This window comes from Amycolatopsis oliviviridis (assembly GCF_014654365.1).
In the GTDB taxonomy this organism is placed as follows: Bacteria; Actinomycetota; Actinomycetes; order Mycobacteriales; family Pseudonocardiaceae; genus Amycolatopsis; species Amycolatopsis oliviviridis.
In genome coordinates, this window is sequence record NZ_BNAY01000003.1 from 137,067 (window position 1) to 150,713 (window position 13,647).

General features: G+C 68.6%; 16 protein-coding genes. 4 read left to right on the forward strand and 12 right to left on the reverse strand.

The annotated features are described in order from the left end of the window. Positions 1–12: 12 nt before the first annotated feature. The gene (locus IE302_RS13690) at positions 13–819 is read left to right on the forward strand and encodes an alpha/beta hydrolase (protein WP_191254906.1); all 807 of its coding nucleotides are present in this window, start codon (positions 13–15) and stop codon (positions 817–819) included. Here the strand turns inward: IE302_RS13690 and IE302_RS13695 are convergent. Together IE302_RS13695 and IE302_RS13700 are read right to left on the reverse strand one after the other, a co-directional pair. Beyond that, complete coding sequence (locus IE302_RS13695; protein ID WP_373307969.1) at positions 799–1,719, reverse strand: acyl-CoA desaturase; 921 nt, start codon at positions 1,717–1,719, stop codon at positions 799–801. The two genes, IE302_RS13690 and IE302_RS13695, sit on opposite strands and share 21 nt — an antisense overlap. A gap of 280 nt (positions 1,720–1,999) precedes the next feature. Continuing rightward, positions 2,000–2,851 (reverse strand): nitroreductase/quinone reductase family protein, encoded by an 852-nt coding sequence (locus IE302_RS13700; RefSeq protein ID WP_191254908.1) that lies wholly within the window; start codon positions 2,849–2,851, stop codon positions 2,000–2,002. Between the two features lie 362 nt (positions 2,852–3,213). Between IE302_RS13700 and IE302_RS13705 the strand changes: the two genes are divergently transcribed. After that, the gene (locus IE302_RS13705) at positions 3,214–4,470 is read left to right on the forward strand and encodes an HNH endonuclease signature motif containing protein (RefSeq protein ID WP_229907758.1); all 1,257 of its coding nucleotides are present in this window, start codon (positions 3,214–3,216) and stop codon (positions 4,468–4,470) included. Positions 4,471–4,628: 158 nt separating this feature from the next. Here IE302_RS13705 and IE302_RS43185 read toward each other — a convergent pair whose 3' ends face one another. Together IE302_RS43185 and IE302_RS13715 are read right to left on the reverse strand one after the other, a co-directional pair. Further along, a complete protein-coding gene (locus IE302_RS43185; RefSeq protein WP_308436866.1) occupies positions 4,629–4,826 on the reverse strand; it encodes a hypothetical protein in 198 nt (65 codons plus the stop codon). A 21-nt stretch (positions 4,827–4,847) separates the two neighbouring features. Further along, complete coding sequence (locus IE302_RS13715) at positions 4,848–5,510, reverse strand: aminoglycoside phosphotransferase family protein (protein WP_308436867.1); 663 nt, start codon at positions 5,508–5,510, stop codon at positions 4,848–4,850. 124 nt (positions 5,511–5,634) lie between these two features. Between IE302_RS13715 and IE302_RS13720 the strand changes: the two genes are divergently transcribed. Next, positions 5,635–6,156, forward strand: a complete 522-nt coding sequence (locus IE302_RS13720; protein ID WP_191254909.1) for a GNAT family N-acetyltransferase — start codon at positions 5,635–5,637, stop codon at positions 6,154–6,156. Here the strand turns inward: IE302_RS13720 and IE302_RS13725 are convergent, their stop codons facing one another. Both IE302_RS13725 and IE302_RS13730 read right to left on the reverse strand, forming a co-directional pair. Further along, complete coding sequence (locus tag IE302_RS13725) at positions 6,157–6,582, reverse strand: acyl-CoA thioesterase (protein ID WP_191254910.1); 426 nt, start codon at positions 6,580–6,582, stop codon at positions 6,157–6,159. It abuts the gene before it with no gap. Positions 6,583–6,610: 28 nt separating this feature from the next. Beyond that, on the reverse strand, positions 6,611–7,387 hold the full coding sequence (locus IE302_RS13730; protein ID WP_191254911.1) for a helix-turn-helix domain-containing protein: 777 nt from the start codon (positions 7,385–7,387) through the stop codon (positions 6,611–6,613). An 85-nt stretch (positions 7,388–7,472) separates the two neighbouring features. On the opposite strand from IE302_RS13730, the gene IE302_RS13735 reads away from it, so the two are divergent. Further along, positions 7,473–8,192, forward strand: coding sequence for a hypothetical protein (locus IE302_RS13735; protein WP_191254912.1), 720 nt, complete (start codon positions 7,473–7,475; stop codon positions 8,190–8,192). 100 nt (positions 8,193–8,292) lie between these two features. On the opposite strand, the gene IE302_RS13740 is transcribed toward IE302_RS13735, so the two are convergent. From IE302_RS13740 to IE302_RS13765, 6 genes are all read right to left on the reverse strand, one after another. Beyond that, on the reverse strand, positions 8,293–8,667 hold the full coding sequence (locus IE302_RS13740; protein ID WP_191254913.1) for a DUF427 domain-containing protein: 375 nt from the start codon (positions 8,665–8,667) through the stop codon (positions 8,293–8,295). A gap of 65 nt (positions 8,668–8,732) precedes the next feature. After that, complete coding sequence (locus tag IE302_RS13745; RefSeq protein WP_191254914.1) at positions 8,733–9,497, reverse strand: HAD family acid phosphatase; 765 nt, start codon at positions 9,495–9,497, stop codon at positions 8,733–8,735. Positions 9,498–9,508: 11 nt separating this feature from the next. Next, on the reverse strand, positions 9,509–10,678 hold the full coding sequence (locus IE302_RS13750) for a class I SAM-dependent methyltransferase (protein ID WP_191254915.1): 1,170 nt from the start codon (positions 10,676–10,678) through the stop codon (positions 9,509–9,511). Between the two features lie 3 nt (positions 10,679–10,681). Continuing rightward, positions 10,682–11,644 (reverse strand): class I SAM-dependent methyltransferase, encoded by a 963-nt coding sequence (locus tag IE302_RS13755; RefSeq protein WP_191254916.1) that lies wholly within the window; start codon positions 11,642–11,644, stop codon positions 10,682–10,684. 5 nt (positions 11,645–11,649) lie between these two features. Next, positions 11,650–12,429: an enoyl-CoA hydratase/isomerase family protein gene (locus IE302_RS13760; protein ID WP_005167845.1), complete on the reverse strand. Its 780-nt coding sequence runs from the start codon at positions 12,427–12,429 to the stop codon at positions 11,650–11,652. A 63-nt stretch (positions 12,430–12,492) separates the two neighbouring features. Then, positions 12,493–13,305 (reverse strand): ABC transporter ATP-binding protein, encoded by an 813-nt coding sequence (locus tag IE302_RS13765; protein WP_191254917.1) that lies wholly within the window; start codon positions 13,303–13,305, stop codon positions 12,493–12,495. Between the last annotated feature and the right edge of the window lie 342 nt (positions 13,306–13,647).

A 13,647-nucleotide genomic window follows, 5' to 3' on the forward strand; every position in this document is an offset into this window, starting at 1 on the left:
CATGATGGAGGCATGCGCAAGCGGATGGTGATCGGGACGGCGGTGGCGGTCACCATCGTCTGTGTGGTCTTCGCCGGGGCGTTCGCTTTTCAGCGCAAGCTGATCTACCTCCCCGAGAGCGGTCCACTGCCCGGCGCCGCCGACGTCCTGCCCGGCGGCAGGGAGGTCACGCTCGCCACCTCGGACGGGCTGCGCCTCGCGAGCTGGTATTTCCCGGTCGCCTCCGCGAAGGCGGCCGTACTGGTCGCGCCGGGCAACGCCGGGAACAGGTCGTACCGGGCGCCGCTGGCCCGCGCGCTGACCGCACGCGGGCTCTCGGTGCTGCTCCTGGACTATCGCGGGTACGGGGGCAATCCCGGCGAGCCCTCCGAGGACGGGCTCGCCCTCGACGTCCGCGCAGCCCAGGAATTCCTGGTGCGTGAGGCCGGGGCGCCGCTGGTGTATTTCGGCGAGAGCCTCGGCTCGGCGGTCGTCACCGAACTGGCCACCGAACGTCCGCCGTCCGCGCTGGTGCTGCGCTCGCCGTTCGTCGACCTCGCGTCGGTCGGGCAACGGCACTACCCGTTCCTGCCGGTCCGGTGGCTGCTGCGGGACGAGTTCCCGACGCGGGACCACGTCGCGCGGGTGAAAGCACCGGTCACCGTCGTGTACGGCTCCGCGGACTCGATCGTCCCGGCCGAGCAGAGCCGGGACGTGGCGCTGGCGGCAGGCGCCGAGACGGTCGAAGTCCGCGGTGCCGATCACAACGACCCGGCGTTCTCCGACGGGCCGGAGCTGATCGACGCGATCGCGAACGGCTCAGGCGCTCCGGCGCAGTGACAGGGTGTGGCCGGGGTTGAGCTTGCGGCCGAGACGGCCGGCCTTCGGCCAGCGGACCTCGGTCGCCCAGCCCGCCTTCTCGAACAGCCAGATCAGCCGCGCGGAGATGTCGAGCTGGCCGCGGCGGACGCCGTGCCGGGCGCCGGTCGGGTCGGCATGGTGGGAGTTGTGCCACGACTCGCCCATCGAGGCGATGGCGAGCGGCCAGAAGTTCGCGGACTTGTCGCGGGCGGCGAACGGGCGGTCGCCGATCAGGTGACACAGCGAGTTCACCGACCAGGTGACGTGGTGCAGCAGCGCGACACGGACGAGGCTCGCCCAGAAGAACGCGGTGACCGCGCCCCACCACGACAGGGTGATCACGCCGCCGAGGACGGCGGGCGCGAGCAGGGTCACCACGGTGAGCAGCGGAAACAGCCTGTCGACCCGCGCGATGTCGCGATCGGCGAGCAGGTCCGGGGCGAACCTTCGCGCGTTGGTCTTCTCACGTTCGAACAGCCAGCCCATGTGGGCGTGCCAGAAGCCGCGGGCTAGAGCGGCCGGACTGGTGCCGAACCGCCACGGGGAGTGCGGGTCACCTTCGCGGTCGGCGAAGGCGTGATGGCGCCGGTGGTCGGCCACCCAGCCGATGACCGGGCCCTGCATGGCCATGCTGCCCGCGACCGCGAGGCCGATCCTGAGGCTGCGGTTGGCCTTGAAGGCGCCGTGGGTGAAGTAGCGGTGGAAACCGACGGTCACGCCGAGGCCGGTCAGGAAGTAGAACCCGGCGGCCAGGCCGAGGTCCACCCAGCCGAGTCCCCAGCCCCACGCGAAGGGGACGGAGGCGGCCAGCGCCAGCAGGGGAACCACCGCGAACAGCTTGACGAGGAGGTTCTCGGTGCGGGACTGCTCCCCGGACATCAAGGGCTGCGGTGCACGCCGCTCTTCACTGTCCGGGGGTCTCAAAATCGAGGTCATGTCGCCGTTTCTGGTCGAGGGCAGGGGCTTGTGTCAGCTACGGAAGCCTGATTCACGACGCGGCGCACGAAAAGGCATGCCCGCGACGAATTCTGCGCGAGCGTGCTTGGACAACACGACACCCAAAACGTTGGACCATTCGTTCAACGAACGGCGTCGGCCGAAGGTTCCCGTGCTGGCAAGGCCGCGCCCCGGGGCCGAAGCCCCAGGGCGTCCACCTCGATCAGCCGGGTGCCGTCACGTTGAGCGCCGTGACGACGGTTCGTTCTTCGTAGGCGAAATGTGCTTCCAGCTTGCCCGCGAGCTCGTCGAAGTCGTCGCGCAACCGGACCGGGTCGCTCTCGCCGTGAACGTAGCCCTCGACGAGTTCACGGATTCGCTTCTGCAGGGACGCGACGACGACATGGTCCTCACCCAACTTCGTCAACCTCGGCGCGAGCGCGGGAAACCGTTGCGCCAGCATCGGAAACGCGCCCATGTCCTCGCCGGTGTGATGTTTGGTCAGCGCCTCGCAGAACGAAACACAGTGCGCACGCAGGGATTTCTCCATGGTGAGCGAATCCGCGCGGCCGGCCACCAGGTCGTCGACCCCGGCGCGCAACGTCTTGAGTTCCTCCCGCAGCCACTCGTGGACCTCCACCAGGAAGTCCCCCATCCCCCGCACCCGATCGTCGATCCGATGCAGGATCACGACGGGCAGCTCGCGTATCGTTTTCGCCTGGTACTCGGCGAATCCCGGGTCCTCGGCGATGACCTTCGCGAACAGCGCGTCACGCTCCGCCGCGGGCGGAACGGCCGCGATCGCCTCGTAGCTTTCAGTCCCCGTCTCGATCGTGACCCGATGATCGTGCCGGATGTTGTGGTACCACCCAGGATGCCGCGACGCCCCCATGTTCGACGCCACGACGACGGTCTTGCCGTCGATTTCGAGGTGCCCCAAGGGATTCGTACGCCGTTCACCACTCTTGGCGCCGGTGGTGGTGAGCAGGATCAGCTTCCACCCCTCGAACATGCCACCGAGTTTTCCCTTGTTCTGCCTGAATTCACTGATCACTTGGTCGTTGAAGCCGGTCAAATGCGGTCCTTTCCCATCGTCTTGCCGACAGGAGGACGCGGAACGATCACCGAAAAGAGCGCACAAAGTCTTGGCACGCCCGGGGTCGAGCGCACCGCATGGAGGCGTCATCCCACGACGAGGGATGAGTGAATGCGAGAGACGGTGTGTGCCGATCTCTGGTGGCCGAGTAGCCGCTACCTCCATGCGTAGGCCCATACGGGGCTCGGGGACGACGTCAGCACACGGTCGGCCTGTCGCGCATCCGGCTTCCAGACTGCACGCTTTTAAAGGACTTCGTCGCCTTAAAGGACACTTCGCGCGTGCGATATAGTCTGAATATGCTATAGCACAGGTGTTCGACCACGAGTACCGTTGTTTACGTGGCCAGCAGCGACAGACCCCAGACGACGCGCACCGAGTGGTGGCGCGTCGACACGGCTGTGTTGCATGCCCGCAAACAGGAACTGGAAGTCCTCAAGCGTCAGCTGGATGCCGAGCAGAACGCGATCCTCGCGGAGATCAATACGCGCGGGGTTCGGGGATGCAGCGGGCATTCGACGTTGGCGGCGATGATCTACGAAGACTTCCACGTGACTGACAAAGAAGCCAAAGACCGTGCGGATCGGGTCCTGGCTTTGTATCCCGGCCCGTCTGTCGGTGGCGATCCTGTTCCGCCTTTGGCGCCTCTGAGTGCTGTGGCTTCGGCGGAGGGGGCGATCGGTGGGTCGCAGATCGACGCGATCATCCGCACCCTCGCCCGGATCCCGTCGTGGGTACCGGAAGAGGAGGTGCGGGGCGGGGAGAAGATCCTCGTCGACCTCGCTCGTCACGCCGGACCACGTGCTATCGCCCGAGCCGGGCGACGGCTCCTGGACAAGCTCGACCCCGACGGGCAAGAACCCCGCAACGAGGACCCGAAGGATGTCCGGCCGGAGTTGCGGTTCGTCAAGCACCGCGACGGAACGCTCGGCCTCAAAGCCACCCTGGACCTGGAAACCTACGCACGACTGAAATCCGACCTCGACCCGATGGCCAAACCGCACAAAGCCATCGACGGAGTCCGCGACCCTCGCACCCAGGACGAACGCTACGGGGACGCCTTCACCGACTACGTACGGCTCAAGACCACCAGCCGGAACTTGCCCGGCCAAGCCGGAGAGGCAACGCACATCCTGGTGACCATGTCCTACGACGATCTCATCCGGGATATCGGTGAGGCACACCTGGACCTGGTGGGGCCGATTAGCGCCACCGATGCCCGGATCCTGGCCTGCGATGCCCGCGTGCGGCCCGGTGTTCTCGGTACCGCAGGCGAACCCCTCGACATCGGCCGCTCAAAACGAACAGTGTCGTTAGCTCAGAAATACGCGCTGACCATCCGCGACGGAGGCTGCGCCTTCCCCGGCTGCGACATGCCGGTGCCACGCTGTACCGCCCACCACATCGTTTTCTGGCGACACCACGGAGAAACGAAAATCGACAACCTCGTACTCCTCTGCACCAAACACCACCGGCTGATCCACCACAGCGAATGGAAAGTCCGGATCGCCCAAGACGGACTCCCCGAATTCACCGCACCCACCTACCTCGACCCCACCGGACAACCCCGCCGCAACACCATGAACCTACGGACATAGGCCGACCCACGCGAAGCCTCTGGCGGCGGAATTCCTAGCCCAGCAAAAACTCTCCGACCGTCTGATCACCACTCGTCTCTCCCGTCGGGACGAATCCAAGCCCCAGGTAGAAACCCTCGGGGCCGTCTTCGCCCGGATGCCAGGTGGTGGTCATGCGGTTACCACCCCTGCGGCGGATCTCGGCGGTCTCCGTCGAAGATGAGCCGGGGCCACGCGACGCCGGGGTACACGTATGCCTCGGCCAGGGACTTCACGACCGGCGCCACCAGATGGTCCTGATCAGGATGAACCTTCAGCTCGATCGCGGCGTCGAAGTTGGCGGCGGTCACCTCGGCCAGCCGGAACATCCTTGTCATGCCGCAACCGTAAGCAGCGCATCAAGCGGTTTCCCGAAGAACCGCCCGGATCACGTGCCGCGCATTGCCCGCCATCGCCGGGTTGGTGTTCCGGTAGTACGGCAACGCGATCAACGCCTGCGAAAGCGTCCGCGCACGGCCTCGGCCCCAGGTCGCCTCATCCGCGGCTAACGCCTCTCGGAAGACCTCCCTCGCGTCCGCGGGCAACAGGTTCCACGCCGGGAACAGGTCACAGGCCGGATCACCCGCCCCCATACAGCCGAAGTCGATCACCGAGGAGAGCCGATCACCAACCACCAGCAGATTGCCCGGCATCAGGTCGGCGCGCAGCCACACCGGCCGGTCCTGCCGGTCCGGGATTCGCGACGCCTTTTCCCAGACCGCGAGGACGGCGTCACAATCGACGGCCTCCTCCGGGATAGCGCGCAAACGTTCGATCGCCGACCGGGTCGCCGCATCGAGTTCCGCGAGCGGCCCGCCGCGGTATGCCCTCGGCGCGTCTGTGAGCGGGATGCTCCGCATCGCCAGCACGAACTCGGCCAGGTCTTCGGCCAACAGCACGGGATGCCCCAGCGCGTCCGGTCGCGGAGGTTCGCCCGGCAGCCAGCGATACACCGACCACGGCCATGAATAGCTTTCGGAAGGCCGTCCCGCCCCAAGCAACGCGGGGACGGCTGTAGGCAACCGGGAAGCGATGCGGGCAGGGAAACTGTGCCGCGATCAGCTTGCGTACGAGATTCTCGTCGATGGCTTCCCTCACCACAGACATCCAACCACCGCCACCCCGGACCGGGGCATCATCGGAGCCATGCCGATCCTCACCGGCCCCGAGCCGCTCACCCTGGACACCACCATCCGCCTGGCCAACCCGGGTGAGGAAGACACGGTGCTCGACCTCCTCGCCGAGGCCGCCGCCTGGCTGGCCGGGCGCGGAATCCACCAGTGGCCGCCACGCTTCCCTCGGGAATCGGTGAGCCACCAGATCGAACGGGGCGAGGCACTGCTGATCACCCGGCTCGACAGGTCGATCGCGACCGGAGTGGTCACGGAAGCGGAGCCGGATCTCTGGGGCGAAACCACGGAACCGGCCTATTACGTGGGCCGTCTCGCGGTCGCGAGGGAAGCGGCCGGGGCCGGGCTCGGAATCCGGATCGTCGACTGGATCGGGGAGAGGGCCGCGGCGCGGGGAAAAACATTCGTCCGGGTAGCGGCCACGCGCGACAATCCCGCCTTGCGCGCGATCTACGAACGCGCGGGATTCGAGCACGTGGCGGACCCGCCCGAGGCGAGGTGGCCCACCAGCCTCTACCAACGGCGAATCGGCAGGTGATCAAGTCAGGCCGAGAACCTCCGGCCGCACCGCGTACTTCCGCCAGTACTGCCCGGGATCCGCGACCAGCCGCCGACGGTCGAGATCCAGCAACCCGGACAGGCTTTCGACTTCGGCCACCACGGCACCGTCCGGTGCCACGAACTCCTGGACCACCCGCGACACCTTGCCCGGCTCCCAGACGAACCGGGTCAGGACGTCGATCCGCGCGCGGGCCCGGAGCTCCTGGCGGAACCGGATGGTCGTTTCGAGGTTGACCGGGCCGAGGTTCCCCGCTTTGAGCGCCAGCGGGTCCACCCCGGCCGCCCACACGCATTCCCAGCGCGCGTGGTCGGCGTACGCGAGGTAGGCGGGGCCGCGGACATGGCCGTTGATGTCGAGATCGTCGGTGCGGATGTCGATGGTGACGCGGAAAGGTTCGAGCACGTCCCGATCTTCGCCTCGACGGCGTGTCTCAGTCTGGAACGTTTCGGCCAGTCCACGATCGCACCAGCGCGCCGGGCGAGGCGTCCGACAGCCGGCGGCATTCGCGCCCGAGATGCGACTGGTCCGCGTAGCCCACTTCGGCGGCGACGTCGGCAAGTGACGAATGGTCCCGAGCGACGGCCTCGACCCGGTCGAGGAACCGGCGGAACCTCAAGACCCGCTGCAGTTCCTTGGGGCCGCCGCCGATTTCGTGCCTTACGTGACGTCGGAGCCCGCGCTCGCTGACGCCCAGCTCCGCCGCCACCCGATCGGTGCGGGCACCGGGCGAACGCAACGCGCGAGCGGCCGCGATCGAGAGGCCGTCCAGCTCGACGTCCCGGAGCCTCTCGGCGACCAGCTCCTCCAGCACCGACCGTGCCTCGTCCGGTTTCCCGCACTCGGCCAGCCTGGATTCGGCACGTCCGGCGCTGCCTGCCCACAGATCGCGCAGCGGAGTGGCCTCCGCCGTCAGGTCGGTCATCGGCAGCCCCAGCACCGCACCACCGACGCCGCACCGCAGGCGCAGCCCGACGGTCCACTCCGCCGACGGCAGGTCATGCCGCAGCACGCCGCGCACCGTGGTGACCGCGGCGAGCGCTCGCCCGTCCCAGACGAGATCCACGCAACCGTCCGGGAACACCCGCAGCGGACGGCTGCACCCCACCCAGCCCGTCCAAGCGCTCTCGACCACGCCGGCCACCTTCGCGACCGGCCTGGCTTCGCGGTACACCGAACGGCCCGAACGGCGACGCAGCGGAACACCCACGCCCGGCAGTATGCCCCCGCCCACCGACAAGAACGGCAAGCACGACAAGATGCGCGTCCCTTGATCTTCCTGAAGACTTGCCGTCGTGCTGCGGCCGGTACTCGACCCGTCCCCCGCCGGCTGGATCTCCTCCAGGCTCGGCGGGGCGTTCGGCGCGGCCTGCCGCACGGTCCCGCGTGGTTACGCCGCCTACGCCCGGCTCTGCCACCCCGCCGAACGCGACCGCGGCGGCTGGGCGAGCTGGCGCGAAACCGCAGCCGAAACGGGGCGGCGCGCCCACGGCGCCATGCAGTGGCACGCGCTCGTCGGCTCCCCGGATCCGGTGAACCTCACCGGCTCGCTCTGGAGAGGTTCCCCGCCGGGACGCGGCACTCTGCCGTCGCACACCCTCACCGCGCTGCTGGCCGTCCTCGGCGACCACACGACCGCTTCGGACGCCTGGTTCTGCCTATGGGAGGGCTACGGCTGGGCCGACGAGACCACGTTGTCCCGCGAGCACCTCGACGCGCCGCGCCTGCGCCATCCGGGACGCGACTACCTGGTGTTCACCGGACCGCTGGCCTCGGCGACGGAACTCGGCTGGCGGCCCCGGCCGAGCTGGTTCGAGGCGCAGTCCCCCAACCTGTTCTGGCCGGACGACCGCGCGTGGTGCGTGGCCACCGAGGTCGACTCCGATTCGACGCTCGTCGCGGGCGAGGAAGCCTTGATCGACGCGCTTCTCCAGGCGCCCGGCCTCGACGCCTGGCGGATCGAACCCGACACCTCGCTCGCCGCCGACGGGGACCGGATCAATCACCTCGCGTGACCGCAATCCAGAAGAACCAGCCTCATCTGCAATGAAGGGGCCTTTCATAGCAAAATTTGCTATGAAAGGCCCCTTCATTGCACGCCGCGTAGGGCGGCAGTCAGCGCTCTTCGATCGCGTCCACCTTCGACGGGTAGAACGCCACGTGGTCCTTGATCTCGGCGACCGCGTCGTGCGGCGCCTCGTAGGTCCAGACGGCGTTCTCGGCGACGCCGTCGCCGGTACGGATGCTGTAGTACGACGCGTCGCCCTTGAACGGGCAGTACGTCGAATGTTCGGTCCTCTCCAGCACGTCGAAGTCGACGTCGGCGCGCGGGATGTACTGCGCCGGCGGGTAGTTCGCCTCTTGCAGCGTGAGCGCGTTCGCGCTGTCCGCCACGACCTTCCCACCGACCGTGACGACCACTCGCGCCTTGTTCGGCGCCACCGTGATCGGGTGGCTCGCGCTGGGCTTCAACACCTTCTTGTCAGGCATGGATCAGCTCCCTCGGGGGTTTCTCCGCTACCAGGCACAGCGACACCGCCCGCGCGGATATTCCGTCAGGGCAGGTAGTACATCGGGTTCGGCAGCTTCACCGGGAACTCCGCGTAACCGCCTTCGAGGTCGCTGAACTGGTCGCCGAAGTTGGCCAGGATGGTCGCGCCGGTCGAGGCGATGTGCTTCCGCGTGCCCGACTTGTACTGGACGGTGGTGCAGGTCAGCCCGCACGGCAGGTAGTCCGGCGCGGTGGTCTTCGGCTTGAAGAACGCGCCCGCCGGCGCCGGGTAGCCCTCGTTCGCGAGGTTCTTGAGCGACTGCGGGCCCTGGAACTCGTTGCGGCCGGTCAGGAAGTAGACCTCGACGCCGCGCTGCGCCGCCCAGTTCGCCAGTTCCAGCACCGGCTTGTTCGCCACGAACGTGCCCTTGTCGATCGCTTCCTGCTGCTTCACCGGGTCGAAGCCGAAGTCGTTGTCGGCCTCCCAGCCGTAGGTGACCTCGGCGGTGTCGTCGACGTCGAATACGACGGCGGGCTTCTTCACCCCGCGGTCCAGCCGCCGGGCGAGGTAGCGCTTGGCGTCCTCGACCTGGCGCTTGGTGTCCGAAACGAACCGGCTGCCGTCCGAGTACCGGTGCTTGCCGTCACTGCCGATGACGTCGCCGTAGTAGGCCTTGACGTCGAGTTTGACCTGGCCGATGTTCGCGGGCTCGTGCCCGCGCCGCCAAGTGGCGTCGTCGGTGTTCGCGATGGCGGTGGCACCGCCCGCGAGGACGGCTCCGGCGGCCGCGGCGGCGGCCAGTTTCAGCAGACCGGTGAACCGGCTCATGGACTTGCTCCTCACGTCAGCTGTGCGCGGCAAAGGAACGCTACTCCAGAACGGCCGATTCTGGTCAGTACCAAAGTAGCTTCTTCACCACCGCGGGGTTTCAGCTTGCGCCGCAAGGCATCCGGGTCTATGTCGAGACCCCGGACGAGGATCTCCAGCCGACCGATATCGTGTTTTTTCAGCAGTACACGAAGATTCTTCTCGCTGTACGGTCCGTGCTCGAACACCCGGAACGCCCGGATTCCCGGTGGCGGAACGTCCCCGGTCAGGTACGCGATGCGTTCGTCGAGCTGCCACAGGCCGTGCCGCGCCGCGTAGTGCCGCACCAGTCCGGCCCGGACGACGGCGCCGTCGGGATCGACGATCCATTCTCCCGGCTCACGCAGGGGAATCCCGTCGGGATCGGCGTCGGTGACCGTCCACTGTGCACCGTCCGAACGCAACACCGTCGCGCGCCGGGACACCGTCGAACCGGCACCGCGCCACAGGCACGCCTCACGGACCTGACCGTCCAAAGAGACCAGTTCGACCTCGTCCGCCCAGGGCGCGATGGAGAAATCCAGACCCGGCGCGCATTTGACCGAAAGCTCGCGGCCGGCGTACGCCTCGACCAGGCCGTCCAGCGGCGGCAGGAAATCGGCGGGCTTCCACGACCGGCGCCCGGCGGAGTCACGGCGGGCCGGATCGGCGACGACGACCGAGGACCGGCTGACCGGCCGCAGCGCGTCGGCCCGCACCAGAACGGGCGACACCCCGGCGTCGGAGGCGTTGTGCCGCGCCATCGCCAGCCGGACCTCGTCCAGGTCCGAGCCCACCGCCCTGGCGGCGACGCGGGCGATCTCGACGAGGTCCGCGCCCACGGAGCACGTCACGTCGTGCACGTCGCGGCCCGCCAGCCGCGACGCCCGGTGCCGGGCGACGAGCGTGGCGCTGGCCTGCTGAAGGGCGTCGCCGGTGTACAGCCACGAGCCCGCCGAGTCCAGTTTGGACGACGACTTCCGCCGCAGCACCACCGTTTCCAGCACCGCGGCCGCGTGGCCGGGGGCGATCCGGCGGACGGTGGCGACGTCGGCGATGCGGGTCTTGTCCGTCAGCGGCAGGGAGGAGCATTCGGCGAGCGCCGCGCTTCCCGCACCGGAGCGCAGGAAGGCGACGTCGTCGAGGGTGAACCGATACGGCACGGACTACGGCCGCTTGGTACCGGTGATCATCACGTTGTAGAACAGCTCGCGCGGCAGCACCTTCGCGAGCAGCTTCTTGTCCAAAGCGGACAGCCGCAGCCACAGGCGGTAGGCGAACAAACGCCAGCGCAGGGTCAGCTTCTCCTGCGGCACGGCGGCTTCGAAGGTCCGGATCGGCCAGCCCGCGAGCGCGGCGGCGAACTCCTCGGTGACCGCGCGGACGTCCTGCGCGCCCGCGCCGCGGGCCATCGACTCGAGGTCGGACGGGTCGAACGTGTGGATGTCGACCACGGCTTCCAGCGCGGCCGCGCGGGAGGACTCGTCGAGTTCCTCCTGCGGGCGGCGCCAGCCGTTCAGCACCGGGAGCTTGGTCAGGTTGGTGGTGAGGTACCACGTGATCTGGCCGAGCTTGCGCGCGTAGAAGTCGCCGACCTTCGTCGGCTCGCCCGCGAAGACGAACCGGCCGCCCGGCTTCAGCACCCGCAGCACCTCGGCGAACGCCGCGCGGACGTCCGGGATGTGGTGCAGCACCGCGTGCCCGACGACGAGGTCGAAGCTGTTGTCTTCGTAGGGGATCCGCTCCGCGTCGGCGACCCGGCCGTCGACGTCGAGGCCGAGGTTCTCGGCGTTGCGCAGCGCGACCTGGACCATGCCGGGCGAGAGGTCGGTGACCGACCCCTTCTTGATCACCCCGCCCTGCATCAGGTTCAGCAGGAAGAATCCGGTGCCGCTGCCCAGTTCCATCGCGGTCGGGTACGGCTGGCCGTCCTCACCGGCGACGGCGTTGAACACGTCCGTCGCGTAGGAGATGCAGCGCTCGTCGTAGGAGATGGACCACTTCTCGTCGTAGGTCCCGGCTTCCCAGTCGTGGTAGAGCACGTTGGCGAGCTTGGGGTCGTCGAAGGCGGCCTTGACCTCTTCGGCGGTGGCGTGCGGGTTCGGCGCCGGGTCGTTCACCTGGGTCATCGTGCTTACTTCCCCTCGAAGGTGGCCTTGCCCGGGCCGTTCTCGATGAACGACTTCATGCCGTTGCGCTGGTCTTCGGTCGCCCAGAGCGCGGCGAAGAGGTGGGATTCGAGCTTGAGGCCGCTCGCGAGGTCGGTGTCGAGACCGCCGTCGATGGCGGCCTTCGCGGCGCGCAAGGCCACGGCCGGGCCGTTCGCGAACTGCGAGGCCCACTTGTGCGCGGCGGCGTAGACGTCGTCCGGCGCCACGACCTCGTCGAGGATGCCCAGCGCCAGCGCCTCTTCGGCCTTCACGAAGCGGCCGGTGAACACGAGGTCCTTGGTCTTGCTCGGGCCGATGAGCCGCGCGAGGCGCTGCGTGCCGCCGGCGCCGGGGATGACGCCGAGCTGGATCTCCGGCTGGCCGACCTTGACGTTGTCGCCGGCGATCCGGCGGTCCGCGGTCAGCGCGAGTTCGAGGCCGCCGCCCAGCGCGTAGCCGGTGATGGCCGCGACGACCGGCTTCGGGATGTTCGCGATGGTGGCCAGCGACGCGGTCAGCGCCGCGCCGAACTTCGCGATCTCGGGGTAGGTGCGCTCGGCCATCTCCTTGATGTCCGCGCCACCCGCGAAGGTCTTCTCGCCGCCGTAGAGGATCACCGCGCGCACGTCGTCGCGCTCGGAGGCCTCACGGGCCGCCTCGGCCAGCTCGGCCTGCACCTGGTTGTTCAGCGCGTTGACCGGCGGGCGGTCCAGCCTGATCGTGCCGACCCCGCCTTCGACCTCAAGGCTTACGAACTCTCCCACGCCAGTCCTCCTCAACGGGCCGTCCACAACGACAGATTGCAGGCTACCGGTCAGTACGACCCGTCAACGCCGTCGGGCGAAGAAGCGATCACCGGACCGTTCGAGCAGGAGGTCCTGGTCGAACGTCTTGGACAGGTTGTCGCTGGTCACGACGTCGTCCACGAGACCGGACGCGACCGCGCGGCCGTCGCGCAGCAGCAGCGCGTGGGTGAATCCCGGCGGGATTTCTTCCACGTGATGGGTGACGAGCACCATCGCCGGGGCCTCCGGATCGAGGGCCAGCTCGGACAGGCGCGCGACGAGATCCTCGCGGCCGCCGAGGTCGAGTCCGGCGGCGGGCTCGTCGAGCAGCAGCATCTCCGGGTCGGTCATCAGCGAACGCGCGATCAGGGTCCGCTTGCGCTCGCCCTCCGACAGCGTGCCGAAAGTGCGCTCGGCCAGGTGCGGGATGCCCAGCGCGGCCAGCAGTTCGCGGGCGCGGTCGGTGTCGAGACTGTCGTATTCCTCACGCCAGCGGCCGACGACGGCGTACCCGGCGCTCACCACGACGTCGAGGACGCGCTCCTCGGCGGGCACCCGCTGGGCGATCGCGGCCGAGGTGAACCCGATCCGCGGGCGCAGCTCGAAGATGTTGACCTTGCCGATCCGGTCGCCGAGCAGGTCGACCGTTCCCGAGGTCGGGTGGAGTTCGGCCGCGGCCAGCCGGAGCAGGGTGGTCTTGCCCGCGCCGTTCGGGCCGAGCACCACCCAGCGCTCGTCCAGTTCCACGGTCCAGTCGAGGTCGGCGAGGAGGTCGTTGCCTGTTCGGCGGACCCCGACACCGGTCATCCTCACCACGAGGTCGTCAAGTTCGCTGGGCTGGATCGGCTCGCTCACGCGCCCATTGTGTCCGCACAGGCGCGCGCGTGTGCACCGGGCCGCCGCTCGGGCGAAAGCGGCTGGTCCAGGGAGTGAGACGGAGCTCTCCGGAATAACCCCCGGAGCCCCGCCTGTGGCAACATCGGAGACGTGATCAGGTCCGTGGCCGCCGCCTTCCCCGTCATCGGGGGCTCTTTCTGGCGCCGTCGCACCATCGACCTGCTCCTCGTCGCCTCGTCCGGGTGTACCACCGCGCGACACGGCTGAATCCCGCCTGTTTCCCGGCACCCCTGAGTGCCGGGGTCTCCCGTGTCGCGCCGCGTTCGGCCCTGTCTTCCGAGCCCGCGAACCTTCACGAGG

Bases quoted from the DNA above. Each gene is read 5' to 3' on its own strand.
- IE302_RS13690 (WP_191254906.1), top strand. From the start codon at position 13: ATGCGCAAGCGGATGGTGATCGGGACGGCGGTGGCGGTCACCATCGTC.
- IE302_RS13695 (WP_373307969.1), bottom strand. From the start codon at position 1,719: ATGTCCGGGGAGCAGTCCCGCACCGAGAACCTCCTCGTCAAGCTGTTC.
- IE302_RS43185 (WP_308436866.1), bottom strand. From the start codon at position 4,826: ATGACAAGGATGTTCCGGCTGGCCGAGGTGACCGCCGCCAACTTCGAC.
- IE302_RS13720 (WP_191254909.1), top strand. From the start codon at position 5,635: ATGCCGATCCTCACCGGCCCCGAGCCGCTCACCCTGGACACCACCATC.
- IE302_RS13740 (WP_191254913.1), bottom strand. From the start codon at position 8,667: ATGCCTGACAAGAAGGTGTTGAAGCCCAGCGCGAGCCACCCGATCACG.
- IE302_RS13745 (WP_191254914.1), bottom strand. From the start codon at position 9,497: ATGAGCCGGTTCACCGGTCTGCTGAAACTGGCCGCCGCCGCGGCCGCC.
- IE302_RS13755 (WP_191254916.1), bottom strand. From the start codon at position 11,644: ATGACCCAGGTGAACGACCCGGCGCCGAACCCGCACGCCACCGCCGAA.